This window comes from Paenibacillus sp. P46E (assembly GCF_001909095.1).
GTDB lineage: Bacteria > Bacillota > Bacilli > Paenibacillales > Paenibacillaceae > Paenibacillus_AQ > Paenibacillus_AQ helianthi.
Genome location: NZ_LVYZ01000040.1, coordinates 15,029 through 32,906, shown reverse-complemented (window position 1 = coordinate 32,906; position 17,878 = coordinate 15,029). Strand labels below are relative to the sequence as shown.

Below are 17,878 nucleotides of genomic sequence, written 5' to 3'. Positions count from 1 at the left end.
TTTTTATTTTACTGTAACAAATTTCTCAACGAATTTTTGTCTATCACCTTTGTTGAAATGGGGACCACTTATCTTCTCACGCCATATTTCATTTGAAGTAAGCGTGCTGAAGTCTACATTATAAAAGCTTTCTACGGCTCCTTTAGTCAAATCCACAGAGTACGTTTTCCCATCATAGGGTATGGTCATATCAACCGTTGCGGTTCCTGGGAATTGCTTAAATAGTCGGCTCGTTTCTTGCATAAGTAACTTATTAATCTGATCTCCAGTAGCGAAATAATTTACATAATCTTCATTTTTTATACCAGAATTCGGGTTGGCATCTTTGTATTCTTTAAAATTTTTGAAGAAAATCACACTTATACTATCCGTACCAACTTTAACCTCTTTGATGAAGGTTTTTCCTGTAAGGTTTGCTGTGTATGCAAGCACCTCATCCTTTGACAAAGGCACTTGATCAGCGGATATTGCTTGAGTTGGTGCTGTGGTTGGTTGGATAGTGGGTTTAACCGTTGGTGCTTCAGTAGGAATAGTTGTTGGTTCTGGAGTGGTCTCGACTACAGTCGGTTGTGCCTTCTCAGTGGCTGCAGGCTCAGCTTGATCAACAGTATCTTTATCGTTGGTTGTTAATCCGATGATACCACCAACAATAATTATAATCGCCCAAAATAGCCAATTCTTATAGAATGGTTTCTTCATGTTATCCCCCTAAAAATGATAATTTATAACAAAAACAGTCTATCAGATACAGGAATATATTTCTATACTAGAATAGGACCACAGATATATAATTATGTCGAAAGATTACTTTGTAGGCGGTGTATGTATGTCCTGGGAGCCATTAGGGTATATGTCTTTTTCAACAATTGAAGCAATTTCCGTTTATTGTCTGATCATGTCGTTATTTCGATTTAAATTTCAAAACTATCTTTGGCAAGCCTTGTTTATGGTGTTATTAATCAATCTTCAAAGTTACATAATGAGAAATGAATTTTCACTTTCTTACCTCGTTCCATTGATCACTATTTTGCTATATGCATTCTTTTTCAAGGTTGTGGTCAAAATACCATTGATTTGGTCTGTGGTTGTTACAGTACTGGGTTACGTGGCCTACGCATTTCTGCAAACGGGCCTGGCAAAGCTACTTTTCGGATCTATCTCAGCAGCCCAAGGGGATATTTCAAACGGATATTTGCTGCAGTTTGCGAGCGGATTTATAACCATACTGCTTTCAATATGGCTTTATAAAATTGGATGGGGATTTAAGTTCGATTTTGAACGGCTTCGCTTTAAATTCGAAGATGTACTAATGATCTTGTTAATCGCTATCTTTTTAGTCTTTGTTTCTGTTGTATTTTACTATAATGATTTGTTTGTTAACATACTGTTCTTTGCTGCAGTGATGATATTTTTACTATACTATGCGGTTCGCAAGGAGGCAGAGGAAGACATTGATTGACATGATTTCTTCAAGATTGGCAACAGGGATAAAAAATACAGTTCCAGATCACCCGGCATCGCATGCTGTGCTTAAGTTCGTCATCGCCGTCATTCTCAATGTATCGTTTATCGTTACATTGACATTTGGCGTGTCTCTATTAACTGGGCGCATAGCAGCAGCGGCTTTGATTTTGATATCGTTCGCTTTGCTGCGACAAGTGTCTGGGGGCGTCCATCTCAAATCAGGAACGTTTTGCGTGCTGTTTACCACCGTACTCTTTACGCTTTTATCTTATGTGGATATGGGCGCTGTATATGTCCAGACGATGAATCTAGTGAGCCTGACCCTTGTACTATGGCTGGCTCCCATTGGCATTGAACGTCAGACGCGGATTCCCAAGCGTCACTGGCCGAAACTTAAGATAATCGCAGCGGTGTTGGTTTTCGCTAATGTCTTGATCGGATCGCCAGCTATCGCGGTCAGCTTTTTGGCACAAGCAATAAGTCTATTCTTATCCTGGAAGGGGGTGAAATCTTTATGATTAAAAAATTACAACGTAAAACTATGTACAAGTTGGCTACTACTCTTTTGGCAGTAGCTACAATACTTGTAACTACGACAGCTAGTATTGTATACATCAATCAGCCGGAAGTGCCTGAAGAACTGCTGAAATAGATGGAGGTTGAGTATGTGCATTATAAGCGCGACTAAAGATGTAGAGGGGCGGTCAGGGCTCGTGCCTGTAAGAGGGGATGATATCATATTCCTTGGTACTGATAGTTCGTCAAGCACCATACTATTACACACTTTAGACTCCGTGTTTTATACAACCGGCACACTAAAGTATTGGACAAGGGTATTAAATGCTTCTGGGTATACATTCTACTTGGCTGATCGCAATAATAGTATAAATATCCAGAACATCGTGGAAATCAATAACTTGCTGAAGGTCGCTTACTTCGAGCGAGAACGGACAAATGATTCAAAATATTGCACGATGTCAAAAAGCGGAATTAAAAAAGTTTGTCAACTTGTGAGAGAATCAAAATCATCAGTAGTGTTTAATTAATAGCTATCCTTCGGGGTAGCTATTTTTTTGCGCATTATAACATACTTACCTTATCATATCCTGTCGAAACAAGGGGGATACGGTTGTACAATTCACCGCGATGAATTGAAATTTACAATTAGTCAATTATGGGATTTAATAGGAGTACAGGGATTCGCGTTTTGAATCCCCATTGACAAATAAACAAGTAAATGCTTTTGATGTGGGGTAAAGCGAAAGGTAAGAAGAACATTGATAAAGGATGCTTAACAAACTGTTCGGAGGAGAGTAGGAAATCTACTCTTACCTATCACCAGACCAATTAAGTACATAATAAGTCAGTTACCCTACAGTTAAGGTAATGGGCTGCATTGATTGCAAATTCCAAGGACATGTATGCATCACCGGATATTTCATGTGTCGAGCAAAAGCTGCAGCTTTAATTCCCTTTTCCTTCAAGCGGTCTGGTAGCAGGCACTGAATTATATCATCATGGGGGTGCAATATGAACAAATTTTACTACCGTGTTACGGATGATAGCATGTCTGGAGACCGGATTTATACTGGTGATCATGTTCTTGTGAGGCAATCGGATTATTTCCAGGCAACTGATATTTGTGCTATCGTCGATGAAAAGGATATCTCTAAACTCCAATTTAGAAGAATTGAAGAGCAGGAAGATAACTATCTCTTGATCCCATCTAATCTGCAATATGATCATGAACTGAGAGACTCGGTCATTGTTATAGGGACGATAATTATGAACTGCATACCTACATAGAAGCAGCCCGCCAACATTAGGCGGGCTGCTTTATTGTATGAGTTTAGAAGTTGATAACAACCTTCTTGAGTTTACCAATAATGCGAATGTTAGTTTCTTCACCGGTGAATATAATTGGGGCGTAATTGGGATTGGTGGATTGCAGAATTAGGGTGTTGCTCTGTTTGTACACTTTCTTGAGCACAGCCTCCTCGTCTATAAGTACTGCAGCTATTTCTCCGTCTTCGACCTCTTCTTGTTGCCTAATCAGTAATAGGTCCCCTTCAAAAATACGAGCACCATTCATGCTGTCTCCTTTGGCTCGCAGATAAAAGTACGCACCACCGTTTATCCATGACCGGGGAGTAGTTTCATAACCTTCAATTGATTCGTATGCTACCGCGCCGTTTCCACAAGATATCTTCCCTACGATTGGTAAGCTTATGTTTTCTGATTCCGTGGGCTCTTCCCCTAAGTATGTATATGCACCTTCAGTTAGTTGACTAACAGAAACATCCAGAGCAGTTGCTAATTCTTTTAAGCGATCCATGTCTATTTTGTGTTCACCATGTTCATATCGTTGAACTGTCTTTTTTGTTATTCCTATCTTTTCGGCCAACACCTGAAGGCTGTAATTTCTAAGATCGCGGTACTTTTTAATATTCTGTCCCACCACAATATAAAAAGTTTTTGTTTCGTTCAAACCGGTCATTGTAAATTCCCCTTCATCTAATGTTTGAATATAGTATAACCACAAAAAGACACTATATACAAGATAAATATTATTTCGTGTCTTTTAAGGGTTGACGATGCAAAAAAGTGGTGCTAATCTATGGGTGTCTTAAAAAGACACGACGAGACACAACAGAGGGGGTGAGGGAATGAAGGTCACCATTAAAGCAGCAAGAGTGAATTCAGGAATGAAATCTAAGGATGTTGCGAAAGCATTAGGATTATCTGCGAACGGGTACTGCCGAAAGGAAAACGGGCATAACAAGTTCTATATTGACGAAATAGCACAACTCAGTCGGATGTTTAAAGTTCCATTCGAAAATTTTTTTGAAGCGGAGTGTCTTTATAAGACACAATGAAAAGCCTGACATTCCGCTTCATCACCATGGAAACGCTCTTTGAAAACTAAATCATCTTATCTCAGAAAGGATGGTGAAGACTCTTGCTCATACCAATAATCACAATCAACATCGGCAGCGGCATCCGTGATTTCGAAGATTTAGAGAAAGGAGAATCTCAATGATTACCATCCACAATACACACCGCCGTTTAGCCGAGCTTTACCTGCAGTACATGGCTGGGACGCTCCAGGACATCCAGGCAGCCGAACTGCTGCACTTTCTGAAGCTCAACGCTCAACTGGTCCAGGATATCGACGGACTCAAGGAGGCGGCGTATGCAGCGCAGTGCGCCGGGCATATGGACCTGGTAATGCACTTTTGTGAATTGATTGACGAGATGGAGGCGGCGCTTTATGAAACGAGTTGTACGACGGATATCGGAGGAGCAATTGAAGGGTTACATGTTGCTCTACAGGAGATTAGCGAACAGTGCCAGCAAGTCTGGTCATATGCTGCAGGCTGCCAAGTGGCAGCGCCAATATAACAACCTCCGGGAGCAGCTTACCAGAGATTGGGACTGCGCCCTTAAGAGACTGGCGGTGTCAGCATGACATTCAGAATCAGTGGGACGGTCAGATGCCCATATCCGAATTGCGGCCATACAGGGGACGTTATTACAGTCAACCATTGCCGGAAGGCTCATGGTATTGAACGTGCGGAACTATTCGGGAAATACGGAAAGCCGGTAGCCATTAGGATTGATACAGCGGCAGCCAAAAAGAACCTTGAGGGGCATGTTCCGGTGAACAGTAACGATAGACGGGCATCCCGGAAAGCTTGAGAGGAGGTGAATAGAGCAATGGGGCAGGCAGCAGATGATATTTTGAGTGGTCTTGCGCTGTGGAGGCTTTATTGATGGCGAAGAGCCGGGCCATCCACGGCAGTGTGAAGACTGCGAAAACGAAGAAAACGAGTAGGCCTATTATTTTTTTGCCAAAATCGGGGTTTTGAGCCCAAAAACGGGCAGAAAGAGAGGTTAAAACGTGAAGCGAAAGACGATAAAAACGGTCTTTGCTAACCTGCACAGCAAGCTTATCGAGTCTATTGATGATGAGGCCGCGAAGGAGCTTGTAAAGAAAAATTCTATCATCACTGGCGGCGCAATTGTATCCATGCTCCGGGGTGAGGCAGTCAACGATTACGATTACTACTTTACCAATCGGGAGACCGTTGAGGCGGTGGCTAACTATTACGTCAACAAATTCAATACGGCTCATCCGGACAGAGCAATCAAACCACGAGTGATCATCGAAGAACAGCGGGTACGCATTCGAGTGCAGTCTGCTGGGGTCGCTTCGGAGGGGAGTTCAGAGAATTATCAATACTTCGAGACGGTTGACCCAACAGAGGCAGCGTCCTATGTGAATGACGCGGTGGATGTCCTGGAGACAGTGCAAGAAGACGATAAGCCGAAATTCAGACCGATCTTCCTGACGGACAACGCAATTACGCTCTCCAACAAAATTCAGATGGTGATTCGCTTCTACGGGTCCCCGGAAGAGATTCATGACAATTATGATTTCGTTCATGCCATGAGCTGGTGGAGATCTTCGGATGGACACCTAGAACTTCCGGCTAAAGCGCTGGAGGCCATCCTCACAAAAGAGCTTCTATATCATGGGTCAAAATATCCGTTGGCTTCAATCATTCGTACTCGGAAGTTCATACAGCGGGGCTGGACAATCAATGCGGGGCAGTACCTCAAAATGGCAATGCAGCTGCATGACCTGGATTTATCGGACCTGAAAGTGCTAGAGGATCAGCTTATTGGAATGGACGCGGCGTATTTCCGCCAGATCATCACTATCCTGCAGGAGAAGCAGGACGCGGACCAGCACTTCAAAATCAGCAGCGCTTATCTAATTGAAATCATAGACCGGTTGTTCTAAAGGAGGAACACACGAACATGCAGCAGATCAAAATCAAATCAGCCACTGCGCACAATTTCAAGGTTCACCGGGATCTCATAGTTACCTTTGGCGAGAGAACAGAGATCACCGGCGACAATGGGAAGGGAAAGTCAAGCATTATTGAAATCCCCTCATGGGTATTGTACGGCACAGATACGCTTGGCAGCAAGCTTGATCCGACTCCGACCAATTATAAATTCGATATCGTTAAGGCCGAAACGCTTCTGGAAGTAGATGGAACGCCGTTTCTCCTGGGTCGCAGCATCGAGAAGGGCAAGGCAACCTATTACTTCAATGAGGCGCCACTCAAGGCCGGAGACTTCGAGGATATTGTCAAATCCCTGTTTGACCGGGACCTGTTCCTCTCACTATTCAACCCGTGGTATTTCTTCACCTTGCACTGGAGCAAGCAGCGCGAACTCATGACGCGGTACGCTACTCCGCCGGCTCCTAAAGAGGTGTACGCCGAAATGAGCCGCCTGACGGCAGTCCAGAAGCAGAAGGATATTGTGCTCAACCTGCAGGCAGAGAAGCTCACGGAGCTCACGAAGAAGCACAAGCTGCAACAGCTTAAGGATATCCATACCAAGAACAAGAACGACAAGGACGCTGCTCATAAGCGGGCAGAGGGTAAGGTTGAGGCGCTTGACCATCAGCTTTCCAAGCTGCCGGAGCCGCCAGCGGATATCGAGGAAGTCAGAGCTCAGGACGCGGCGCTGCTTGAACAGATCACGGCCATTCAGCAAAAAATCGAATTGGCCGAGGAGCCGAAACGGAAGCGGATTGTCCTGGAAAGCAGCCTACGGGCAGCACAGCAGAATGTTGAAGCAGCCAAGGCTCGTTATATGAAGGTTCACGGTGAGGAGATTGCCGAGGATTGCCCAACCTGCAAGCGGGCGCTTGATCCGGCAGCGGTTGAAGCCGTTAAGCAAAACAAAGAGGACCGCAAGAAGCCCCTGCATGACGAGCACAGCAAGGCTGTAACAGAACGCAAGGCAATTGAGGCAGAGCTTGCTGCCGTTGAATTGATCGACGTTTCGGAGCTGATCATGCACCGGAATGAGCTGGAGCAGAAGCGGGATGTGACGGCGGACACTATTACAGCACAAAGTATTCGCGGACCGTTGCAGGCCGACCTGGACAAAGCCCGCGCCGAGGAGACAGACACCCTTACTAGCCGGAACGACAGTATCTTTGTTCTTGACTCTATCAAGGCTTACGAGGCCAAGGAGGCAGAACTGCAAGCAGCCAAGATACAAGGCATGTTCTCCACACTTACCATAAATCTCTTCAAGGAGATAAAGAGCACTGGAGATAAGGACCCTTGGTTTGAGATTGAGCGTGACGGTAAACCGTACAGCAAACTCTCACGGTCAGAGCGGGCACATGCCGGTATCGAACTGACCGCCGTACTCAGTGAGCTGTCTCAGATCGTGGCTCCTCTAGCGGTGGACGACTCGGAAAGCGTGTTTAAGATCAAGCAGCCCGCCGGGCAGCTGATTCTGCTGCGGGCCGTGGAAGACCAAAAACTTGATATCAAACAGGAGGAATTATCCCATGCCAACTAAATTCCAATTCTCCAATAAGAAATTTGCACTTATCGCTGCTCTGCAATCTGGTGCTGCATATGACCTGGCAAATGTCAAATCCCGCCGCCAATTCAAACATGAGGCATCAGAGAAGAAAGCTTACGTCCCTGGTTCTCTCGGCCTCTCCAGCGTCTCCGCAACTATCAAGAAGGAGTACGGTGGTATCCTTAACCGCACTGGACGTAAGCTGCTTGCGAAGACTCGGAGGGAAGCGCGTCCGAGATTCTACAGTAGGGGGTAACAGCGATGCTTAAAACCGTTCAAATAACAAGCTATACAGGTCGCCAGGATGATTGTATTGTCCTCCGCCGCTATAGCGGTTCATACGGCATAACACTAGCCTTTCCTTTCCACGAGGACATGAGCAACCTGCACCTGCCTATGCCAGAGGCTCTGGCGTTGGCGAATGGAATCAGCGAATTGGCAGACGTCAAGCTTTTGGCACAGCCCACTGAACCCCAAGTAATAGAGCCGGTCCTTTTCCCAGAAACCTTTATTTCAAACGCTGACCAGAGCCGACTTAGCGGCCTGCTGGACCAGTATTCCACTGATTCGTACAAAGACTTATCTGCTCGCACTGCAATCCATCAAGTAATCAGCCTGCTCGGGCTTAATTAGGAGGAATATAATTCATGGCTCAAAACCAACTTGCTTCATATAATTCATATCTTTTCGGGGGACTCACAGCCGAAGACATCAAGACCGTTCATGAAACCATCGCAAAGGACTGCACCGAAGCACAATTCAAGCTTTTTATGGGTGTTGCTAAAGCAGCCGATGCAAATCCACTGATCGGTGAAATTCACCCTACCGTTTACCAGGGAAAGCTTACTTGGCAGTTTGCGGTTGACTATCATGTGCGTAAAGCAAAGGAAATGGAAGGATACCAGGGGTACGATGTTCAGATTGTCCATGCAAATGACGAGTTCAAGTATCACCAGGAGCGGGATACAGACGGGCGATACTACATTGCGATTGACGAGCACTCTGGGGGATTCCCAACAGGCGAGCCTATCGGCGGATATGCCATTGCGTACAAAGAAGGGTTTAAGCCCTTCACCGTTCTGATGGACGTCGCGGAAGTGGATCACTTCAAAAAATCGGCCATCGGTATGCAAAAGACGATGTGGACCAACAACTTCAAAGACATGTTCAAGAAGCACATGGTCAAGCGAGCGATGAAGGCAGCATTTGGGTTGAGATTCGACGACAACGATGGAGCGGAGCCGACTCCGGCGTATGACCCCTACCAGCGTACGGATATAACACCGCAGGCACCTTCTGAACCAGAAATAATTAACCCAGGCGGGAAGAATGCCGGCTCGCAGGCGGGTGGAGCGCCAAACGAGGAGGAGCGGCTGAGCCAAGCCCGTGCTGAAATGAAGGCAAAATTCAAGCAGTTAGGCATTACCGATAAGGCGGGCATGGAGGCCCATATGACGCAGTTCTGCAAAATGAAGAAGGATGTACCGTCGCTCCAAGAACTGACCGGGTACCTGAAATTGATGGATATTCACATTGCTGATAAGTTGGCCGCACAAAAGGCAGATGATGAGCTCCCAGACTGATGCGGGTCCAGTTGTTGAGATATATGTGCTCTGCCCGGACTGTATGATCTGCGGTAATGAGATCAATCCCGGCCGTGAGGAGTATATCCGCCGCTTGCGGGTATGCCCTCGCTGTTACCGGGAACTGGCAGGGGGTGCTGGTGATCGCCAAGCGAGACAGCGTCGAGCAGTTGGACTTATTTGGCGGGGCCGACCTTAGCCCTCCGGCAGCTCGACAGCAGGCGGTTAAGAGGCCAGTAGAACCAGTATTGAACGGTTTCTATTATGAAAGGTCCACTGATATGTTCGTGTCGTTTGTCCAGGGGCGCAGGCATTACGAGATGCCGGCCCGGGGCTGCGAGCACCTGAAGGAATGGCAAAATCGGATTAAGAAGGAGCGGCCAATATGAAGCAAACGAACGAGATGCGCCACATTAGATATTTTTTCTACAAACACGGGGCTAATGCTCAGCAGGTATCTAGAAAAACAAAAAAATATATTCTCGGTCCGAAAATGACCAAACGAGCTCTGAAAGAACGTCTTTCTGCTGTGATCGTTACCAAGAGCAAATACCCTGAACCTGCAGATATATCGGATGAATTTTGCCCTAATTGCGGGTGTGAATCTTCAAAAACAACGGGAAATATGGCCGAGTATCCCGAGGTGTGGGTTAAAGAAACATGCTTGCGTTGTGGCTTTTTGGTCGGGATGGCTGATAACAGTTCTTGGGACTATGCACTTGAGCACCCCGAGGAAAACTATAGGCTGGATTGAGGTGTCCAAAGCATGAAAGTTGATATCCTGGCTTCCGGCTCGGCAGGCAATTGCATCGCTCTGACAACGGCAGGTAAGACCATCCTTATTGACGCGGGTATAGCCAAAACCAAGATTGAGAAGCGGTTGCTTGAGGTCGCTATCAGGCCGGACAGCATCACGGCGATATTCATCACCCACGCCCACGGAGACCACACCAAAGGGCTGCCGCTGGCGAATAAGTACGGTATTCCCGTATACGCCACGGTGGGCGAGTGGAAGGGGATTAGCGGCGTTGATGAACGGCTCCGACGGACGCTTGAAACAAGATATGGCGATTATGAGCCGTCTTACCTCGGCGGAGTCACAGTCTACCCCTTCCATACCCACCATGATTCTTATGAGCCCGTAGGCTATGCCATCGAACCGGACATCGGCCCCCGCGCCTGCGTGGTCTTTGATACAGGCAAGCTGGACAATGACATGCTGGCGATGATGGAGGGCAGCATCTATATTATTGAAGCAAATCATGACCGGGATATGGTGGCCGAGTCAAATTATCCGGATAGCGTCAAAGCCCGGGTGCTCTCTGATCTGGGGCATCTAAGCAACGAGCAGACAGCTGCAGCTCTCACGGAGCTAATCAGAGGCAGCGGCGAACAGATTTATCTTACGCACTTATCCAGCAGTAATAACATGCCTACGCTGGCTGAGGCAACCGTTAAGGCAGCGCTCCGGCGGAAGGGCTTTTTAGAAGGAACTCATTATCATTTGGAGGTCGTATAAATGCCAATCGAAATTAAAGTTTTAAAGCAAAGCGGTAAGGTGCCAGCGGGCACATATGCAGCAAGGTATCTTAATTCAAAGGAATACGGGTTTCTGCAGCCACTGAGCCCTTGTAAAGAAGCTCAGATTATTTACGGCGCACATTCGGGCGAGATTCTTCCATATAGTGCTTATGTCGAGACAGGCCAGTTGCCAGCACAAGCTGAGCTGCTCCGGGTTAAGGAAAAGCTCATCAATGACCTGACGGCAGCAGGCCAGAAGATAACGGAGAATGCCCGTAAGATCGGGCTACTGCAGGAGAATAACGCTGTCCTAGAAGACAATATAACAGCCCTGGAGGTGCGCAAGACTCGTCTTGCGAAACGGGTTGATTCGCTGGAAAAGCGTAACGTAGAACTGCACGAAGAGCTTTCTTTGCTCCTGCAGCAGATCGAACGGAGTGTTGACGAGCATAAGGTAAAACTACCGGGGGATGTAGTGAGAGCAATTGAAAACCTACGCGGCGTAGCGAACTTCTCGAATTTCGGCATTATCCATTTCATTGATCGAACAGAGGAGCTGAAGAATCAGTTTTACATTGATAACTTCAATGTTTTAAGAAAATTCACAATGCTGGATACAAGAAAATATCTTGGTGGCTGCGAGGTGTTGCTAAGAGCCCTCGTAAATGGTTACACAGCGGATTCCTCCCAGCAGCAGAATTACGAATCGCCCTTTTGAAGCAGGTGGGATAAATGCCAGGACAGAAGCTTGACGAACCATATACGCGAATAGCGAATGAAATCTTAGAAGAGGTGGCGCGGCGAAAATTCAACGGGACGCAGTACAGCATTTTACTCATCGTCTGGCGTTACACTTACGGATTCAATCGCAAGTCGCATGAGTTGTCCGTCACGTTCCTGGCCGAAGCCATCCAAGGAGATCCAAAGGGAATCAAGCGGGAGCTTAACCGCCTGCTGGAGCGAAAGGTGCTTAAGATCACCAAGGTGGCCCACGGCAAGCGGTCTCGTATGATCGGCTTTAACAAGTACTTTTCGCAGTGGCTTGTGGGGGAGAGTCCTCCCCCTAAAAAATCGGAATCCTCAGGGGGTCAATCCTCCCCCGGTGAGGGGGCTAATCCTCCCCCAGTAGAGGGGGACGGTTCACCCCCCAAGAAAGAAAGAAAGAAAACTTTAAAGAAAGAAGAGATATATATGCAAATTCCAGCAGGAAAAACGGCATATGCGGACACTGTCTTTTTAACCACAGAGCAGTATGAAAAGCTCTGCGCCGATTTCTCAAAAAAGACAGTGGACGACATGATCGAGGCCCTGGATGAGTGGCAAACGAACAAGACGGCCAAACAGCAGAAGAAGGACCACAACAAGACAATCCGCGTTTGGATCAAACGGGACCAGGCAAAGGGTAAGCCTGTTTCAAAAACTCAGAAGAAGGAACAGGAAATGCAGATATTAAATCAGTTTTACGAGGAGGGGGCGGCTCGTGAAGCAAACGGAAATGGCGAACTTTTTAGCAATGGTCAAGACCGCTTACCCCTACTTTGAAATTACAGAGCCTGGGGTAAAGCTCTGGCACCTTATGCTCCAGGACCTGGATTATAAAGATGCACAGGGGAGACTTGTCCGCCATATACGCTCCAGTAAATTCGCCCCAACAATAGCAGAACTGCTGGCAGATGATCAGGCACCAGAGCCATCTTTCTATGAAGTCTTACGGCTTGAAGAACAAGAGGATCAGCTGCTATTTGAAGCGTATAGCCAGACGGCGGTGCCTATGCCGGATCACATCCTCCAGAAGCGGAGGAAACTGGACGAGAAGCGGAGGCTGAATGTAAATGAGCATTGAGGCGGAGCAGGCGGTCCTCGGGGCGCTTTTAGCTAAGCCGGATCTCATGGATGATTGTTACCTCCAGGGGGAGGACTTTTCCCCAGAAGATAACCACGGCCTAATAATGGACGCACTTCGATGGGCGTATGAATTTTTCACTAACAAGCCTAATCCGTTCGACCTGGTACTGCTTGCGGAACATTGGGGTAGCAAGCTTATGAAAATTGGCGGTATTAGCTACTTGGTGCAGTTGCAAATATCCACACCAACTACTGCCAATTTTGAGCAGTATCAGACCATTGTACGCAAAGCTCATATTGATAGGCAGGCGCGTAAAGCCCTCCAATATGCATTAACTCGGGATGATATCAATCTGGCTGACACTTTGGAAAGCTTGCAGAAGCTGGCAGATATACGAGTTGGCCCTGATAAATCCGGCCCGGTACTGATGGCGGATACGCTTGTTGATCATCATAAGGTTCTTCGTGAGCGGGCCAATCGGCAGGGTTTAACGGGGGCAAAGACGGCAAGCAGTGAGTTTGATCAAATGAGCGGGGGGCATCAAAACAGCGATTTTATTGTAGTTGCAGCCCGGCCATCTATTGGTAAGACTGCTTTCATCGTATGTGATTCGATTCAATCAGCCAGCAAAGGAACGACAACCGCAATATTCTCAGCGGAAATGCCGGGTGCTGATGTTACCGAGCGGCATATATGCGCTATCGGTGGGATAGACAACTCAAAGATGAGAACCGGGCGTTTATCAGAGACGGATTGGGTGAACTACGACAAGGCACTCGATATGTTGGATAATCTTCCACTCTACATTGACGACACTCCGGGTATGACCATTGAGTACATTCGCCGTCAGGTCAAAGTGTTGAAGAAGAAATTCCCAAGATTAATAGTTTACATCGACTATCTGCAGCTGATTGAGAGTGAAAAGAGTTTCACGAATAATACGGACCGCGTGAATTATGTATCGAAACAGCTGAAGCAGATGGCCCGTGTGTTTGATATTCCAGTTGTAGCAATCTCCTCTGTTGGCCGTAAATGCGAGGAGCGGCAGGATAAGCGCCCGCTGATGTCAGACCTGCGGGAATCGGGAAATATCGAATTTGATGCTGATGTCATTATCTTTTTATATCGGGATGATTACTACACCCCGGAAACGGTTTTAAAGGGCGTTATTGAACTGATAGTAGCCAAGGGCCGGAAAATAGGGACCCGGACCATTCAAATGCTTTTTAACCGGAAAAATGGGCGCTTTACGGATCTCGACAAGGACGCACTATATGAGCTGATGAAGAAGGTCAAAGAGCAAGAGCAAGAGCAAAAACGTAGAAGGTGACCGGATGAAATTAATTCAAGATGATGAGCAATATGAACGAGCGCGTGAGGGGTTGTTCTCCATAGCTGCTGAACTGGATGATCCGTTAAGCGGCATGCCGGACGATGAACGCAAGCGACAAAATCTAATCTATGACCGGACCGTTGAATCTGTGCGTGAGTATCGACGGAGTGAATTGGTAGTGACCTTTCCAGGATTGAAGCAGGTGTATGAACGCCTTGGATTTCCTTACCGAGACTTTTCACAAGCCCCTCTGGTAGAGCAGGTGAAAGATCCAGAAGCGCCGGCAAGTAGTGAATCAGTCCCTGCTCCGGTGGAAGAAGCACCTGTACAAGCGACAGTGTCACGCCTGTCCGGCTGGCTGGATGATTGAAAGGAGATTTCGATAGATGGGAGATTGCAGATATCCCGATTGCAAAGCAGCAGCTTTGCAGACATGGGCGCTTGTGCCGCTGTGCGCAGAGCACAGGGAATTGATACGGGAAGAAACGGAGAGATATTACAACCAACAGAAGATGCCGTATCATGATCGGAAACATTTCATGCAGATCATGCCTCTGATCCCTTGGAGCCGGAAGGAGTGAGGGTATGAGATTTGTAGGCATTGACCCAGCAACGCATACAGGATTTGTTGCTATCAGCCCCAATGGGAAACTGGCTGGCTGGACCGAATTTGTTGGCAAAGGGGCGACAGCCCCGGCTCGTATAAACATGATCTTTAACGAAGTATATCGCTATTTAAAGCCCGAAGATGATGTCTGTATTGAAGGGTTTGCAATGGAAGCAAAGCACGATATTAACAAAGTAACTACCGGATTCAATTGGGGTGCGCGATTGGCAACTGACCGAAAAGTCGGCGGCTTCATTATTGCAACGCCGAACCAATTAAAAAAATTCGTGAACGTCTCCGAGTGGGAAGGCGTACCCGGGAGCAAGGTCAGGCTGGACGGGAAAGCAGTTAAACGCCTGGTAATGGCTGAGGTTGAATCCCGCTGGGGAGATAAGCCTAGAACGGAAAATATAGCTGACGCATATGTGTTGGCGAGGATTGCCGAGGCAGTCTATAACGTCAAGAATGGGCAAGATCGGGAGATCTACCCCATATATCAGCAGGAAGTGATATGGGCAATTACAGATCCAGAAGGGTACAAAGCGGCTCAAAAGAAGAAGCCAACAACGAACAAACGCCCAGGGAAGCCTGCGGCGGCGGGCAGTCACACCCAAAATGCGGGTCAGGGGAGCTTATTTTAAGGAGGTGGGCAGCATTGAACTGGAGAAAAGCAACGATTCAGCAGCTGCAAGAAATCGGGTATGTCGATCTTGAAGCGCACCCGGTATACCGACAAGAAGCGCAAACGGAGCTGAAGCGCAGGCTGCGGCAGCGCTGGAGCCGGGTCAATTACAAGATGAAGAAGGTGTATCCAAGATGAAAACAGTCATACGCCTACGGGACGACAACGGCTGGATCATCGGCACTGTACAGGCAGAGGAACTGCCGAGCCCTACAAAGGTGCTTGTAAGGTTTAGCTTGATGTTGGCAGTGCTGGGGCTGCTGATGATGTGGCTGTAATAGCCTGGACTCCAGAGGTGCCCACCATCAAGCAGGCATGCGGCCGGGATAACAAACTCCGCACCTACATCGTTGCAGGCAGCGAGTTTGAGATTGAGGTTATGCTGCAGGCTGCCGGGGTGTTCACGGGAGTGATCCACCAGCAAAACAATGAGGCGCTAACCGGATATTACCGAATACTGCGGCCTCAAGAATACAAACAGGTAAGGGAGAGGTTCCCATGATCCTACAAGGCGACTGCTTGGAGATTATGCCCACCATAGAAAGCGGATCAATCGACATGATTCTCTGTGATCTACCCTATGGGAAAACGCAAAACAAATGGGATGTGTTGATTCCATTGCCCTCATTGTGGCAGGAGTACGAAAGAGTCATAAAAGACGATGGGGTTATTGTTCTAACGGCTCAGCAACCATTCACATCAATGCTTGTCATGTCAAAGCCTGAACTATTCAAATACAGCATGGTATGGGATAAACGCTTGGGTACCGGGTTCCTTAATGCTAATAAGATGCCGCTCAATGTACACGAAGACATTCTCATATTTTCCAAAGCATCGAACGGCAATTACACGTACAACCCTCAGATGCGCAAAGGAAAATTGAGAAGAAAGGCAACTGGACATATGAGTTCAAATTATGGGAAATTCGAACGCTTAGACAAGGTAAACGATATTTATCACCCGACAACGATAATTGATGTTTACGCCAAGCAGGAAGGAAAAGAGCATCCTACTCAAAAGCCTGTTGAATTATTCCTATATCTCATTGAAACATTCAGCAATGTCGGAGATACGCTCCTGGATAACTGCCTTGGAAGCGGAACGACTTTAATTGCTGCCTTGAGCTGCGGGCGGGAATGTATCGGTATTGAAAAAGAACCAGAGTACGTCGAGCTTTCCAGGCGGCGGACAGCAATCATACAACAGCAATTATTCTAAGGGGCTATTATAGCCCCTGGGAGGGATCATGTTGAAGCAATTGGACTTGTTCGCAGACTTTTTGGAAACTGCATGGGCAGGTGCAAAGATCGACGTTCAGCCAATTGAGCAGCACCCAAACATGCAGGCACTGCACCTGATCGCTTATCAAGAATGGCTGGACTGGTCCGGATCAGGAGAACCACAAGGGCTTTTTCTGATCATAGAAGGACCCGGAAAAACACCATATCATTTCGGAGGTGCCGGGGAACCTCCGGGACTACCAGCAAGAAACGTCGTCAATCCAAACTGCATAGAGCAGCAATACATGCTGTCTCACCCCGGCAGATGGAGACTCAAGCTGTGGGGAGAAAAAGACGTTCAGTGGACACCGTGGGTCTGGAAAAACAGAGACGCTGAGCAGCAATTTATGAACTGGCATTCGAAACAGTTCGCCAGTTGGACAAAAGAGGCGTGGGAAGCGGCAAAGAAAAGGGGCACCTCGTGGCGGCCAAACAAGGAGGGATAGTCGTGAAAGGACAATGGGACGTTTACAAGTGCGAATGCGGACGTAAATACGCTATTGAGCAAATACCGGAGGACGAGCTGGAAGAACCGGCTTGCCCGGAATGCGGCGGTACGAACGGCGAACTGATCGGTGAGGCAATAGTCAAAATAAAACAGGCATAGCCCCTATAAGGAGAGAACGAGCGATGGAAACAGTTCATATCAACAATTTACAGCAAGGACAATACATCAACCACAACGGCGAGGTAATCACGCTGGAGCAGGCCAAGAAGCTGCTTGAGGGAGGCGAAAAACCCGCGCTGTACACCTTATCGGACGAATACATCGGCAGGGTCCTTGATTCACTGCATGACGCACGTAAGGCAGGCCAAGAGCCGGGGGATTTCTGCGAACCAGATCCGCAAGCCAAACTGATCGAGTACAGAGAGCTTCGCGCCGTCGCCATCGGACCAGACCGGGCTGATATCGTCGCTGGTTATGGCACTAATGAGGAGTTATCAGCTTGGTATCGGTCAGAAGTCACAATACCAGAAGAGGAATGGCAGGATTACAAAGTTGTCGATTTACCGATGGACAAAAAAATGGATTGGGAAGAAGACGGGGAAATGGCGCTGAAAGAACTTCTGGAGTGGGAAACGGAGTTTCCGCAAATCGTGGGTTCTAGCGAATAACGGATAGGGTTAACCACCCTCTCCCCCTATAAAGGAGCTGATAG

Annotated in this window: 32 protein-coding genes; 30 read left to right on the top strand and 2 right to left on the bottom strand. The window is 47.4% G+C overall.

Annotated elements, in window-relative coordinates; translation table 11 throughout:
• Window positions 1–3: 3 nt before the first annotated feature.
• Window positions 4–699 (bottom strand): hypothetical protein, encoded by a 696-nt coding sequence (locus A3849_RS14090; RefSeq protein WP_074111989.1) that lies wholly within the window; start codon window positions 697–699, stop codon window positions 4–6.
• A 127-nt stretch (window positions 700–826) separates the two neighbouring features.
• Here A3849_RS14090 and A3849_RS14085 point away from each other — a divergent pair, with 127 nt between their 5' ends.
• From A3849_RS14085 to A3849_RS14065, 5 genes are all read left to right on the top strand, one after another.
• Window positions 827–1,459, top strand: a complete 633-nt coding sequence (locus tag A3849_RS14085) for a hypothetical protein (RefSeq protein WP_074111988.1) — start codon at window positions 827–829, stop codon at window positions 1,457–1,459.
• Window position 1,460: 1 nt separating this feature from the next.
• Entirely contained in the window at window positions 1,461–1,982 is a 522-nt protein-coding gene (locus A3849_RS14080) for an accessory gene regulator ArgB-like protein (RefSeq protein ID WP_256700777.1), read from the top strand.
• On the top strand, window positions 1,979–2,116 hold the full coding sequence (locus A3849_RS14075; RefSeq protein WP_083613501.1) for a cyclic lactone autoinducer peptide: 138 nt from the start codon (window positions 1,979–1,981) through the stop codon (window positions 2,114–2,116). The genes A3849_RS14080 and A3849_RS14075 overlap by 4 nt, the downstream gene beginning before the upstream one ends.
• A 13-nt stretch (window positions 2,117–2,129) precedes the next feature.
• Window positions 2,130–2,510 carry a LytTR family transcriptional regulator DNA-binding domain-containing protein gene (locus A3849_RS33985; RefSeq protein ID WP_074111986.1) on the top strand — a complete coding sequence of 127 codons (381 nt, stop codon included), beginning with the start codon at window positions 2,130–2,132 and terminating at the stop codon, window positions 2,508–2,510.
• A gap of 484 nt (window positions 2,511–2,994) precedes the next feature.
• Window positions 2,995–3,270, top strand: a complete 276-nt coding sequence (locus A3849_RS14065) for a LexA family protein (RefSeq protein ID WP_074111985.1) — start codon at window positions 2,995–2,997, stop codon at window positions 3,268–3,270.
• A 43-nt stretch (window positions 3,271–3,313) separates the two neighbouring features.
• On the opposite strand, the gene A3849_RS14060 is transcribed toward A3849_RS14065, so the two are convergent.
• Window positions 3,314–3,961, bottom strand: a complete 648-nt coding sequence (locus tag A3849_RS14060; protein WP_083613500.1) for a LexA family protein — start codon at window positions 3,959–3,961, stop codon at window positions 3,314–3,316.
• A 169-nt stretch (window positions 3,962–4,130) separates the two neighbouring features.
• Between A3849_RS14060 and A3849_RS14055 the strand changes: the two genes are divergently transcribed.
• From A3849_RS14055 to A3849_RS13950, 25 genes are all read left to right on the top strand, one after another.
• The gene (locus A3849_RS14055; protein ID WP_074111984.1) at window positions 4,131–4,340 is read left to right on the top strand and encodes a helix-turn-helix transcriptional regulator; all 210 of its coding nucleotides are present in this window, start codon (window positions 4,131–4,133) and stop codon (window positions 4,338–4,340) included.
• A gap of 160 nt (window positions 4,341–4,500) precedes the next feature.
• Complete coding sequence (locus A3849_RS14050) at window positions 4,501–4,866, top strand: DUF7667 family protein (protein WP_074111983.1); 366 nt, start codon at window positions 4,501–4,503, stop codon at window positions 4,864–4,866.
• A 63-nt stretch (window positions 4,867–4,929) separates the two neighbouring features.
• Window positions 4,930–5,163 carry a hypothetical protein gene (locus tag A3849_RS14045; RefSeq protein ID WP_074111982.1) on the top strand — a complete coding sequence of 78 codons (234 nt, stop codon included), beginning with the start codon at window positions 4,930–4,932 and terminating at the stop codon, window positions 5,161–5,163.
• Window positions 5,164–5,365: 202 nt separating this feature from the next.
• The gene (locus A3849_RS14040) at window positions 5,366–6,271 is read left to right on the top strand and encodes a Gabija anti-defense Gad2 family protein (protein ID WP_074111981.1); all 906 of its coding nucleotides are present in this window, start codon (window positions 5,366–5,368) and stop codon (window positions 6,269–6,271) included.
• A 17-nt stretch (window positions 6,272–6,288) separates the two neighbouring features.
• The gene (locus tag A3849_RS14035; protein WP_074111980.1) at window positions 6,289–7,860 is read left to right on the top strand and encodes an ATP-binding protein; all 1,572 of its coding nucleotides are present in this window, start codon (window positions 6,289–6,291) and stop codon (window positions 7,858–7,860) included.
• Complete coding sequence (locus A3849_RS14030) at window positions 7,850–8,122, top strand: hypothetical protein (RefSeq protein WP_074111979.1); 273 nt, start codon at window positions 7,850–7,852, stop codon at window positions 8,120–8,122. The genes A3849_RS14035 and A3849_RS14030 overlap by 11 nt, the downstream gene beginning before the upstream one ends.
• 5 nt (window positions 8,123–8,127) lie before the next feature.
• On the top strand, window positions 8,128–8,499 hold the full coding sequence (locus tag A3849_RS14025; RefSeq protein ID WP_074111978.1) for a hypothetical protein: 372 nt from the start codon (window positions 8,128–8,130) through the stop codon (window positions 8,497–8,499).
• 14 nt (window positions 8,500–8,513) lie between these two features.
• Window positions 8,514–9,449, top strand: a complete 936-nt coding sequence (locus A3849_RS14020) for a RecT family recombinase (RefSeq protein ID WP_074111977.1) — start codon at window positions 8,514–8,516, stop codon at window positions 9,447–9,449.
• A 74-nt stretch (window positions 9,450–9,523) separates the two neighbouring features.
• A complete protein-coding gene (locus A3849_RS14015) occupies window positions 9,524–9,838 on the top strand; it encodes a hypothetical protein (protein WP_143191818.1) in 315 nt (104 codons plus the stop codon).
• On the top strand, window positions 9,835–10,203 hold the full coding sequence (locus A3849_RS14010; protein WP_074111975.1) for a hypothetical protein: 369 nt from the start codon (window positions 9,835–9,837) through the stop codon (window positions 10,201–10,203). Before A3849_RS14015 ends, A3849_RS14010 begins: the two co-directional genes overlap by 4 nt.
• Before the next feature lie 12 nt (window positions 10,204–10,215).
• Entirely contained in the window at window positions 10,216–10,968 is a 753-nt protein-coding gene (locus tag A3849_RS14005; protein WP_074111974.1) for an MBL fold metallo-hydrolase, read from the top strand.
• A complete protein-coding gene (locus tag A3849_RS14000; protein ID WP_074111973.1) occupies window positions 10,969–11,688 on the top strand; it encodes a hypothetical protein in 720 nt (239 codons plus the stop codon).
• A gap of 14 nt (window positions 11,689–11,702) precedes the next feature.
• Window positions 11,703–12,512, top strand: a complete 810-nt coding sequence (locus tag A3849_RS13995; RefSeq protein WP_074111972.1) for a replication protein — start codon at window positions 11,703–11,705, stop codon at window positions 12,510–12,512.
• Entirely contained in the window at window positions 12,451–12,813 is a 363-nt protein-coding gene (locus tag A3849_RS13990) for a replicative helicase loader/inhibitor (protein WP_143191817.1), read from the top strand. Before A3849_RS13995 ends, A3849_RS13990 begins: the two co-directional genes overlap by 62 nt.
• Entirely contained in the window at window positions 12,803–14,146 is a 1,344-nt protein-coding gene (locus A3849_RS13985) for a replicative DNA helicase (RefSeq protein ID WP_074111970.1), read from the top strand. The genes A3849_RS13990 and A3849_RS13985 overlap by 11 nt, the downstream gene beginning before the upstream one ends.
• Before the next feature lie 4 nt (window positions 14,147–14,150).
• Window positions 14,151–14,519: a hypothetical protein gene (locus A3849_RS13980; RefSeq protein WP_074111969.1), complete on the top strand. Its 369-nt coding sequence runs from the start codon at window positions 14,151–14,153 to the stop codon at window positions 14,517–14,519.
• A 16-nt stretch (window positions 14,520–14,535) separates the two neighbouring features.
• Complete coding sequence (locus A3849_RS13975) at window positions 14,536–14,730, top strand: hypothetical protein (protein ID WP_074111968.1); 195 nt, start codon at window positions 14,536–14,538, stop codon at window positions 14,728–14,730.
• Window positions 14,731–14,734: 4 nt separating this feature from the next.
• Window positions 14,735–15,397, top strand: a complete 663-nt coding sequence (locus tag A3849_RS13970) for a hypothetical protein (protein ID WP_074111967.1) — start codon at window positions 14,735–14,737, stop codon at window positions 15,395–15,397.
• A 14-nt stretch (window positions 15,398–15,411) separates the two neighbouring features.
• A complete protein-coding gene (locus tag A3849_RS32900) occupies window positions 15,412–15,576 on the top strand; it encodes a hypothetical protein (RefSeq protein ID WP_178382694.1) in 165 nt (54 codons plus the stop codon).
• Window positions 15,573–15,716 carry a hypothetical protein gene (locus A3849_RS32895; RefSeq protein WP_178382693.1) on the top strand — a complete coding sequence of 48 codons (144 nt, stop codon included), beginning with the start codon at window positions 15,573–15,575 and terminating at the stop codon, window positions 15,714–15,716. The genes A3849_RS32900 and A3849_RS32895 overlap by 4 nt, the downstream gene beginning before the upstream one ends.
• Window positions 15,707–15,940: a hypothetical protein gene (locus A3849_RS13965; protein ID WP_074111966.1), complete on the top strand. Its 234-nt coding sequence runs from the start codon at window positions 15,707–15,709 to the stop codon at window positions 15,938–15,940. The genes A3849_RS32895 and A3849_RS13965 overlap by 10 nt, the downstream gene beginning before the upstream one ends.
• Window positions 15,937–16,656, top strand: coding sequence for a DNA-methyltransferase (locus tag A3849_RS13960; RefSeq protein WP_074111965.1), 720 nt, complete (start codon window positions 15,937–15,939; stop codon window positions 16,654–16,656). The genes A3849_RS13965 and A3849_RS13960 overlap by 4 nt, the downstream gene beginning before the upstream one ends.
• A 28-nt stretch (window positions 16,657–16,684) precedes the next feature.
• Entirely contained in the window at window positions 16,685–17,164 is a 480-nt protein-coding gene (locus tag A3849_RS13955) for a hypothetical protein (RefSeq protein ID WP_074111964.1), read from the top strand.
• A gap of 2 nt (window positions 17,165–17,166) precedes the next feature.
• Window positions 17,167–17,325, top strand: coding sequence for a hypothetical protein (locus tag A3849_RS32890; protein ID WP_178382692.1), 159 nt, complete (start codon window positions 17,167–17,169; stop codon window positions 17,323–17,325).
• A gap of 23 nt (window positions 17,326–17,348) precedes the next feature.
• Window positions 17,349–17,834 carry a hypothetical protein gene (locus A3849_RS13950; protein WP_074111963.1) on the top strand — a complete coding sequence of 162 codons (486 nt, stop codon included), beginning with the start codon at window positions 17,349–17,351 and terminating at the stop codon, window positions 17,832–17,834.
• Window positions 17,835–17,878: the final 44 nt, after the last annotated feature.

Bases quoted from the DNA above. Each gene is read 5' to 3' on its own strand.
- A3849_RS14090 (WP_074111989.1), bottom strand. From the start codon at position 699: ATGAAGAAACCATTCTATAAGAATTGGCTATTTTGGGCGATTATAATT.
- A3849_RS14085 (WP_074111988.1), top strand. From the start codon at position 827: ATGTCCTGGGAGCCATTAGGGTATATGTCTTTTTCAACAATTGAAGCA.
- A3849_RS14080 (WP_256700777.1), top strand. From the start codon at position 1,461: ATGATTTCTTCAAGATTGGCAACAGGGATAAAAAATACAGTTCCAGAT.
- A3849_RS14075 (WP_083613501.1), top strand. From the start codon at position 1,979: ATGATTAAAAAATTACAACGTAAAACTATGTACAAGTTGGCTACTACT.
- A3849_RS33985 (WP_074111986.1), top strand. From the start codon at position 2,130: ATGTGCATTATAAGCGCGACTAAAGATGTAGAGGGGCGGTCAGGGCTC.
- A3849_RS14065 (WP_074111985.1), top strand. From the start codon at position 2,995: ATGAACAAATTTTACTACCGTGTTACGGATGATAGCATGTCTGGAGAC.
- A3849_RS14060 (WP_083613500.1), bottom strand. From the start codon at position 3,961: ATGACCGGTTTGAACGAAACAAAAACTTTTTATATTGTGGTGGGACAG.
- A3849_RS14055 (WP_074111984.1), top strand. From the start codon at position 4,131: ATGAAGGTCACCATTAAAGCAGCAAGAGTGAATTCAGGAATGAAATCT.
- A3849_RS14050 (WP_074111983.1), top strand. From the start codon at position 4,501: ATGATTACCATCCACAATACACACCGCCGTTTAGCCGAGCTTTACCTG.
- A3849_RS14045 (WP_074111982.1), top strand. From the start codon at position 4,930: ATGACATTCAGAATCAGTGGGACGGTCAGATGCCCATATCCGAATTGC.
- A3849_RS14035 (WP_074111980.1), top strand. From the start codon at position 6,289: ATGCAGCAGATCAAAATCAAATCAGCCACTGCGCACAATTTCAAGGTT.
- A3849_RS14030 (WP_074111979.1), top strand. From the start codon at position 7,850: ATGCCAACTAAATTCCAATTCTCCAATAAGAAATTTGCACTTATCGCT.
- A3849_RS14025 (WP_074111978.1), top strand. From the start codon at position 8,128: ATGCTTAAAACCGTTCAAATAACAAGCTATACAGGTCGCCAGGATGAT.
- A3849_RS14020 (WP_074111977.1), top strand. From the start codon at position 8,514: ATGGCTCAAAACCAACTTGCTTCATATAATTCATATCTTTTCGGGGGA.
- A3849_RS14010 (WP_074111975.1), top strand. From the start codon at position 9,835: ATGAAGCAAACGAACGAGATGCGCCACATTAGATATTTTTTCTACAAA.
- A3849_RS14005 (WP_074111974.1), top strand. From the start codon at position 10,216: ATGAAAGTTGATATCCTGGCTTCCGGCTCGGCAGGCAATTGCATCGCT.
- A3849_RS14000 (WP_074111973.1), top strand. From the start codon at position 10,969: ATGCCAATCGAAATTAAAGTTTTAAAGCAAAGCGGTAAGGTGCCAGCG.
- A3849_RS13995 (WP_074111972.1), top strand. From the start codon at position 11,703: ATGCCAGGACAGAAGCTTGACGAACCATATACGCGAATAGCGAATGAA.
- A3849_RS13985 (WP_074111970.1), top strand. From the start codon at position 12,803: ATGAGCATTGAGGCGGAGCAGGCGGTCCTCGGGGCGCTTTTAGCTAAG.
- A3849_RS13980 (WP_074111969.1), top strand. From the start codon at position 14,151: ATGAAATTAATTCAAGATGATGAGCAATATGAACGAGCGCGTGAGGGG.
- A3849_RS13975 (WP_074111968.1), top strand. From the start codon at position 14,536: ATGGGAGATTGCAGATATCCCGATTGCAAAGCAGCAGCTTTGCAGACA.
- A3849_RS13970 (WP_074111967.1), top strand. From the start codon at position 14,735: ATGAGATTTGTAGGCATTGACCCAGCAACGCATACAGGATTTGTTGCT.
- A3849_RS32895 (WP_178382693.1), top strand. From the start codon at position 15,573: ATGAAAACAGTCATACGCCTACGGGACGACAACGGCTGGATCATCGGC.
- A3849_RS13960 (WP_074111965.1), top strand. From the start codon at position 15,937: ATGATCCTACAAGGCGACTGCTTGGAGATTATGCCCACCATAGAAAGC.
- A3849_RS13955 (WP_074111964.1), top strand. From the start codon at position 16,685: ATGTTGAAGCAATTGGACTTGTTCGCAGACTTTTTGGAAACTGCATGG.
- A3849_RS13950 (WP_074111963.1), top strand. From the start codon at position 17,349: ATGGAAACAGTTCATATCAACAATTTACAGCAAGGACAATACATCAAC.